Genomic DNA, 501 nt, shown 5'->3' with positions numbered 1-501 from the left:
CACAAAGAGAATCGTTTTGACATGCTATCATAACCTCTTGTGACAACTCTAAAGCTTCACGTTGTAACTGTTGCTTAAAATCAAACAATTCGTTTTCTTTATCTTTTTCAAGAGCATTAGTTTCGAGAAGAACTTGTAACTTACACATTTCATCATTTTGACAAGCTGCATATTTTTTGTTTGCCTTCTCAATATCTTTTTCGGTCAAATAGTTATTCTCAACAGCATTTTTCCCCCCAGCAACAGCGGTGTTGACATCCTGAATATCGCCACCACCGGCTGCGACAGCAAGGGCGGTAGCCAGTTGGGCGAGGGCGCTGATTTGTTGTTTTTCATCCTGGCTTAATTTATCTATAGATTTGCCCGGATAAAGTATACCGGCAATTATTTCAGCGCCACGTTCAGAGGCTGCGGCACCTAGTCCTCCAGCAAGGGCGGAATTCCCTTGTAGCTCAGCAACAACAGCCCCCAGTATTGCATGGCAGACTGTGTTGGATATGT

At 43.3% G+C, this 501-nt stretch carries 1 protein-coding gene; it reads right to left on the bottom strand.

Annotated features, from left to right (window positions below; genetic code table 11):
- Positions 1-501 (bottom strand): VENN motif pre-toxin domain-containing protein (locus tag J3U23_RS12055; protein WP_267339346.1); only part of this gene is annotated, 501 nt, incomplete at both ends.

Origin of the sequence: Gilliamella sp. B3367, assembly GCF_026536825.1 — a bacterium.
Lineage (GTDB): Bacteria > Pseudomonadota > Gammaproteobacteria > Enterobacterales > Orbaceae > Gilliamella > Gilliamella apicola_E.
Note: the sequence above shows the minus strand (reverse complement) of the source record. Positions and strands in the feature narration are given on the sequence as shown.